Origin of the sequence: Nostoc sp., assembly GCF_036917455.1 — a bacterium.
In the GTDB taxonomy this organism is placed as follows: Bacteria; Cyanobacteriota; Cyanobacteriia; order Cyanobacteriales; family Nostocaceae; genus Nostoc.
Map to the genome: position 1 here is coordinate 1 of NZ_JBALDK010000175.1, position 6,871 is coordinate 6,871.

At 42.3% G+C, this 6,871-nt stretch carries 9 protein-coding genes and 1 pseudogene; 9 read left to right on the forward strand and 1 reads right to left on the reverse strand.

The window, feature by feature from the left end; genetic code table 11:
• A pseudogene (locus tag V7K42_RS18550) lies at positions 1 to 317 on the reverse strand (tyrosine-type recombinase/integrase); the annotation flags it as partial.
• A gap of 223 nt (positions 318 to 540) precedes the next feature.
• Between V7K42_RS18550 and V7K42_RS18555 the strand changes: the two are divergent.
• The 9 genes from V7K42_RS18555 (at position 541) to V7K42_RS18595 (ending at position 6,705) form a co-directional block, all read left to right on the forward strand.
• On the forward strand, positions 541 to 870 hold the full coding sequence (locus V7K42_RS18555) for a hypothetical protein (RefSeq protein WP_334918583.1): 330 nt from the start codon (positions 541 to 543) through the stop codon (positions 868 to 870).
• 6 nt (positions 871 to 876) lie between these two features.
• Entirely contained in the window at positions 877 to 1,218 is a 342-nt protein-coding gene (locus V7K42_RS18560) for a hypothetical protein (protein WP_334918585.1), read from the forward strand.
• Positions 1,208 to 1,981, forward strand: a complete 774-nt coding sequence (locus V7K42_RS18565; RefSeq protein ID WP_334918587.1) for a hypothetical protein — start codon at positions 1,208 to 1,210, stop codon at positions 1,979 to 1,981. The genes V7K42_RS18560 and V7K42_RS18565 overlap by 11 nt, the downstream gene beginning before the upstream one ends.
• A 29-nt stretch (positions 1,982 to 2,010) precedes the next feature.
• On the forward strand, positions 2,011 to 2,592 hold the full coding sequence (locus V7K42_RS18570) for a hypothetical protein (RefSeq protein WP_334918588.1): 582 nt from the start codon (positions 2,011 to 2,013) through the stop codon (positions 2,590 to 2,592).
• The gene (locus tag V7K42_RS18575; RefSeq protein WP_334918590.1) at positions 2,582 to 4,882 is read left to right on the forward strand and encodes a hypothetical protein; all 2,301 of its coding nucleotides are present in this window, start codon (positions 2,582 to 2,584) and stop codon (positions 4,880 to 4,882) included. The genes V7K42_RS18570 and V7K42_RS18575 overlap by 11 nt, the downstream gene beginning before the upstream one ends.
• Positions 4,882 to 5,751: a hypothetical protein gene (locus tag V7K42_RS18580; RefSeq protein ID WP_334918592.1), complete on the forward strand. Its 870-nt coding sequence runs from the start codon at positions 4,882 to 4,884 to the stop codon at positions 5,749 to 5,751. Before V7K42_RS18575 ends, V7K42_RS18580 begins: the two co-directional genes overlap by 1 nt.
• Positions 5,752 to 5,853: 102 nt before the next feature.
• Positions 5,854 to 6,063 (forward strand): hypothetical protein, encoded by a 210-nt coding sequence (locus tag V7K42_RS18585; protein WP_334918594.1) that lies wholly within the window; start codon positions 5,854 to 5,856, stop codon positions 6,061 to 6,063.
• A 44-nt stretch (positions 6,064 to 6,107) separates the two neighbouring features.
• A complete protein-coding gene (locus V7K42_RS18590; RefSeq protein WP_334918596.1) occupies positions 6,108 to 6,449 on the forward strand; it encodes a hypothetical protein in 342 nt (113 codons plus the stop codon).
• Between the two features lie 4 nt (positions 6,450 to 6,453).
• Positions 6,454 to 6,705 (forward strand): hypothetical protein, encoded by a 252-nt coding sequence (locus tag V7K42_RS18595; RefSeq protein ID WP_334918598.1) that lies wholly within the window; start codon positions 6,454 to 6,456, stop codon positions 6,703 to 6,705.
• Positions 6,706 to 6,871 lie beyond the last annotated feature (166 nt).

A 6,871-nucleotide genomic window follows, 5' to 3' on the forward strand; every position in this document is an offset into this window, starting at 1 on the left:
TATGCAAGCAGTATCTCTCTAAGAACCGGATGCACTGGCACTTGTCGGTTTTTGCGTAAGGCTTTTTCTTGTACTTTGCGTTTACTGTTAGGTTTAGCCTTGCGCGTTCTAGCTCGAAAATTGATATACTCACGTGGGCTGCCATCCTCGCTGTAAACATCGGTTACTCGCAGCTGTACCAAAGCACCCCAGCGCTCACCCGTGTACCAAGCCAAATCAAAAAGTAATTTGTATTTGCGACTCCTAATCTTGGTGCGAATTTTTGAGCAATCCGCATTGGAGATAACAGCAGCTTGGCCTTCTCTATCATTTTTCATTTCGACCTTCTCTTATTAACTGTTCCGGTTTAACCACGGACAATGGCTAAACCGGAACATTTCTATTTTTAGCTAACAGCTAAATCTGGCTTAATACTATTCATAGCAAGGGTTTTGCGTCCTCAGCAAATGTGCTGCTTTTACATAAAAGTGGAACATTTACATAATTTTGGCTTGCCGCTACAACGGATTTATTCACTTCTATTAATCAGTTTTTTTTAACATGGCAGCAGCAACCCTTCAACAAGTATTCGGCGCGAACGCCACACAAGACGCAACGACCGTCACAATTCGGAAAGCTGATTTTTCCTCTGTGAGTTTTACCCCAGCCACTACTAATACTGCGGATTCAATACTTGCCGCAGTTGTGGCATTTGCAGAAACGAATATCCCAGATAGCGCCGTAACTGGCGGTGACATTACAAGGACAGTTGGTATTGCCGATGGCTATCAAACTATTACAACCGTAGGCACTACTCAACTTTTGGTCTTACCAAAAACCATCAATTTCTACTCACCGTTCAACGGAACTTTTGACCCAGATAACTACTAAATCTCAATGGCACTGCTTAATATTCAGCAAGTATTTGGCGCGAACGTGGTAGAAACTCCTACCACTATTACTATCCAAAAATCAGATTTATTGGGGTTAACCCCAATCTCAAGTAATACGGCTGATAGTTTACTCGCGGGAATTATTAATACTGTGTTGCAGCAGTATGAGGGACAACTGACAGACGAGAATAATTTAGTGGTGACTGACCCAAGTGGCATACCCATTACTTACGATAATCATCTTTTTTACAACAGTACATGGGTACAGTTCTGGGGGTATCTATTCCCAAAAGGTAAATTAAATTCGTGTTTCCTTTATAGCCAAGTCAAGCCTTATGCAAATTAAAGATTATCCGTTAATCACAGCACTCTCAGACGATGACTTGTTGCTTGTACAAACTGCGAATGATAGTGCTTATAAATGCATCACAAAAGCAAACTTATTTAGCGGATATTCATCAACGGGTGGATCAACACCCACTACTCCACCAACGGCAACAGATTATCCTACTGGCATGAAACTATGGCTAGAGGGTGGCAGCTTGTTGGACAAGTCGGGTAATGCTAATCACGCAACTCCTGTTGGTAGTAGTTCTCCAACTGTTATCACCAGCACCTCTGGTAAACCAGCCTTGAAATGGAACGGGAGCGGCACGCAAGAACTACAAGTCACGCCGTTTTTACAAGGCACAAACGGCGCTACTTTGTATTGTGTATTTACTGCGTCAGATGGTAACTACAACCTCGCAAGAACTTCTGGGTTGGATGATTACTGGCGGTTTGTCTCTGGGCCTGGCTACTTTGGCACATTCAGAGGGGGGCGAATTGATAATTATCCGGCTGTAATGCCAAATAGTGGCAGTCACTTAATTAGTGTTCATGCTGAAACTGGCTATTACGAAGTGATGCTTGATAATGTTTCTCAGGGTACTCAAGTTGGGACTTTTACTCCTGGTGATAGATTCAGGATAGGAACAAATGACAAGGCATTCGGTGGTGATATTAGCCTATTGCTTGTGTACCCGAACTTCATTGGTAAGACTTTTAAAGATCACCTAGATTGCATAAGTGCCATTAAATCAAAATATCCTACATTGACAATCTCATGAGCTATTGCAATCTAGGTGATAAACCGAAAGTGACCTTTTATTTTAACGGTCAGCCACCTACTATTTACGAGTCGAATGTTTCACCTATTGACATTCAAACAGGAGAAGCACCGAATGACCGCACAGAAAACTACAATTCCGAAGGATATCAAATCACATTCAACAGCCCCCAAGCGGCATTTGGGGCAATAAGCGCAACGGTCGTAGATTACAAAATAACTTACCTAGATAGAGGCATATTTGATTCCGATACCGCCTATTACATAAAGTTAATTTCGTGTGGAGATAAAGAATTTCCGCCCGATGTAGGTGGTAAACCTGGTATAAAAATGACCTCACAGAATGTAATCATAAATAACGCAGTCAAATGCTCCATAAAAAATAACGATAATTCCAGGTGCGAAATAAAAATATTAAGTAATGGGGCTACCATTTTTCGTGCCGAGGGTGAATGTCCGGTACATTTTACCGTGGCTTGCGCTCGTTGCCCTGAAGGAACTTGTGAATGTCATAGCGATAGTTATCCAGGATACTGCTGCAACGACTGTGAAGCGACATCTGGAAAAATTGAGGCGATAAGCAATCAATTGAGGTCAAAAAATGCCAGATAACTGTAGTGATTTATCAGCAAAAATAGCGGCATTATCTGGGCAAATCGCAGGCTTGAAAATACTTACTGAAGTTGAGGTAAGGACAATTGCCCAATCCGTTGTCGATGGTGCTAAACCTGGTATCGTTGCCACTACCAAATCTGCACTAGAACCTGGGATTGCTAGTGCAGTAATAGGCGGTATTGCAGTAGTAATAGATAAACTTAAACCAGACATTAACCTTACTAAATTTTTGGCAAAGCAAGGATACGATAGTGGTAAAGCTGCTGAAAAGTTATCCAATGATGCACTAGCAAAGTCATTAGCAGAAGCACGCGCAAGACTTGCAGCCGAAGAAGCGTTGCGCGGAGAAATAGGTGGTATACGTGCTGTCGCCAATTCTGCAAAAGTAGAGAGTGCTGGTGCTGTAGGTAAAGCTGCATCTGCGTCCAAAGAAGCTCTCGAGGCTGGCAATGCTGTAGGTGGATTAAGAGGAATCGTAAATGGTATAGGCGCTAAGGTGGACGGCTTTGGGCGAGCGATCGCAAATTTAGAGAGTGCTGTGGGAAATGCTGTTACCAGTGCTGCCAAGGCAGTGGGTATAAGTTCTGAAGCACTTGCGGCGACGGGAAGATTAGCTGGCAAAGTTTTTGAAATCTTTCAGGTCGTTGGAACACTGTTCACCATAATTGAACAACTGGAGACGCTGAGAATCCTTGGTGATCGGATTGACGCTGTTGAGCGTGGGCTGGAATTTCTTGGTAATAGCGTGTCCGGCATTCTGGGTAAATTGCTAGGACTGCAAAATCGGATCTCAAGAAATGAAGCAACCATAGTTGACGTAAAGGCGATCGCAGTTGATGCCCGTTTAATTGGCGAAGGTGCAGCAAGGATTGGTGGTGCAGCACAAATCACTGCTACAAGGGCGGAAGCGCTTGCTGCTTCAGCCAGTGGTAAAGCATCCCAAGCACAGCTTACAGCCGATGGTGCTGTCAGAAATGCCAAGGTTGCGAACGATAATGCGACGACTGCATACAAGAAGGCAACCGAAGCGCAAGGAATTAGCGAACAAGCTAAACGTATCGGGCTAGATGCTCTGGGCAAGGCAGGTGTAGCACTGACTACGGCGCTTACTGCTCTTGCACTCTATCAAGGCATAAAATCACTGCGAGGATTGCAAGGTATTCCAGGAATACCGGGTAGGCAAGGGGAGCGTGGATTTCCAGGATTACAGGGCTTGCCAGGTAAGAATGGTATAAACGGGTTGAACGGGATAACTACCGTTGTGCAAATACCTGGCACACCAGGGAAAGACGGCGCACCCGGCAAAAATGGAAGAAATGGTACAAACGGATTCCCAGGAAGAGACGGGCGAGACGGAGTAGATGCAGTGCCATATAACGATACAAGTTTGAGAGCCTTTATAGCCGCCCAACACGCATCAACGCAAACTAATGTAAACAATACATCTCGCGGGTTGGTTGCAGGCGTAAGAGCATTTTTCACAACGCAATTAGCAGGAATCACAACATTAATAACTGCGATTGCAACTAATACTTATGTTGAGAAAGCTCTAAGTGTTTTGACATTTGCGGCAACAGTACATAATGCCTTGATGCTATCAAATAACCTTGGTCAAACTTTTACAACAATAGTAGATCAAGTCGTTGGGCTTATACTGCCAAAGGGTTTAGATGGCACGCCAATTAGTTTCAGCAATGTGCTTGGGAAAGCTGTCCACGAAATTATTGCAGACAGCATTGGTGAAGCAAACTATCAAGAACTTTCAAAAGAGTGGCAAGCAGCGAACCGAATTTATCAAGCTGCGAGTAACGTCTTCAATCAAATTTCCAATCTTGGCGCTGTAGTGATTGGTGGTTTGGAAGTCATCGGAGGAAATGTAGGCAAGATTGGCAATGCCTTAAGGAAAGGAGGGGTGCTTTTAGAAAATGCCTACTCCTACATGAATCCACAGCCAAACCTCAAAGGGAAGTTTTTCGATAAATTGCAGCTAGTAGGCGATAACTTGCAGGCAATCGCAATGGTAGTCGCAGTTCCAGTAGCTCTGGTGGCTGCCTTTGGAGAGACTCAATCCAGCGTTGAAACACTTAAGAGAGAAATAGGACAGATTGACCCTAAGGACAAAGACGGGAATCCAATTCGTAACGCTGACGGGACTATTGTTCATTGGCAACCTGGCTTAAATACACCTGAACCGGCAGTAGTTGCACAAGTCGGAGAACAGGGCAAGGCTGATTCAACAAACATCATTCAATTGGTGCTTGATGACCTTTTTAATGCAAACGAATAATGACAAAAATAATCGTACCTGCTTCACCTCCAGAAGATTCCCTTCCCGATAACTTTGATCCGTTTGAACACTTGCAAGCGGTGTACATCCCGCAGCATAACGCAGCAGTAGCACTGTACTTTAAGGATTTACCAACAGACTGGAAGCCAAATATTGCAAGCCCTCGCAGTGCATTGCGTGTAGCTTGCACTATGACAGACAATGATAATCAGTTAATGATGAATTTGCGTCATCATTTGCTATTCGATTTACTAGGATATGGAAAATCTGGATTATCAATTTTTTATGGTAGTAAAGAGAATTACGATCCTCCAGTAGTTGGCCATCCCAAAATAGTTTTTTATTTTTCACAAGATATTGCTTCCGTCCCAGTAGGGGGAACTGTTTATGACGCTGAATGTAGTGTCAGATTAATGAAATTGCAAAACACTTCGGAAGATTTACTTCAAAAGTTAATAGAAATAGCTAATGAAGTTAAAACAAAATTTGTTCATGAATCATCTGGAATTATTCATGCTAAGGGAAATCTTTGTGTTAGCTATCATGACACAGTAAATGGTTTCGCTAAAGGTTCAAAAATATTAGCTAATGCAGAAACCTCTGCAATAAATATTTATCAACTTATTTGTGATTGTATTGACATTGTTTTCGATGAAACGAAAATTACTGTCCACGATCCAAAAAAACCTAGCACTGTGGGAATACCTACTACGACTCAATTAATTATGGGTAAAACCCGAAAATTACGGGCTTATCGACCTGTAGTAAATGTTAGATTCAGATATGCTTACGCAATTATCCCAGGGAATCCAAGCCCAACATTTTTAGTCGATACGACACATAGATACAAGCCTTTGGTGAAAATTTAAACCCTACTAAAATTGCCTGGAGATATACATATCTCCGGGAAATAAACCACGCAAAAACTGTTGCTATGGTTGAGTTGCAACAAAATCCCCTTAAAAAACAAAATGGCTTATAAAGACATTAGTCGTGGTGTTCGTTTGGCTGCTGATCATGCCAAATACATCACATGGCTACAAAAAGATACAGAAGGTAGGCAGGCAGCGTATGCAGCAATTACAACCCCTGCCAATAGGGTAAAACTGAGCGAGTTTCTGGCTATATTATTCCATTTGATCAAAATGGATCGGGACTTGTTTATCTTCCTACCAGATTAATCGCAGCTGCACAAGCTGGTAGAGGTTCAGCCCTTGCTACAACCATGAAGGGAATAGTTGATGAGTATACTTTCAGTAGTTCTGAAATTGCAGCTCTAACGACTCCTGACGTTCTTGAAAATGTTAAGAAATTCAAGTTTGCTAAATTTACAGTTATTCAACGGGTACAAACAGCTACTACTAAGGAAGCTTCTCGCATTACAGGCAGACAATATTACAGACATGAAAATGATTCTGTTACCACTCATTTCGGAAAAAAATTAGCTGCTGATACCTACGACAGTGTAGTTACAGCTATCAAGACGAAATCTGCATTTAATGCATTATTTACTGGAAGCGAAAATGCTTTAGCTAGCAAATATCGCTTTGTCCCAGAAGGTGTATAAATAAATGTCAATTGCTTCTGACAATAATTTGCTGTGGGTTCCGCCAGACATCGCCGATTTACTAACTGTGTCTGTTGAGGGAGAAGCGGACGATTCTACTGTCCAAGGAATGCTTCTTATCAACGGTGCTGCTAATCAGTGGTTGTCTGGCTCAATGGACGATTACACCTATTTTGAGCTACTAAACCATTATGGCATTGACCCACTAGGCTTTGTCGGTGAAGTCGAAGATCACATGCAATTGCTAATTAGATGACCAGAATCTTGCAGCTAGGGATAGAAAGTAATTGGCATTTGCAATACAGTAATTCTTTCCCTGCTGTAAGTTACTTAAATGATTCAGCAGGGAAGCCGATTTATCAAAGGATAACTGAAATAAATATCCCTGTAGTATTTGATAAAACCATCATTGCTGTATCCGT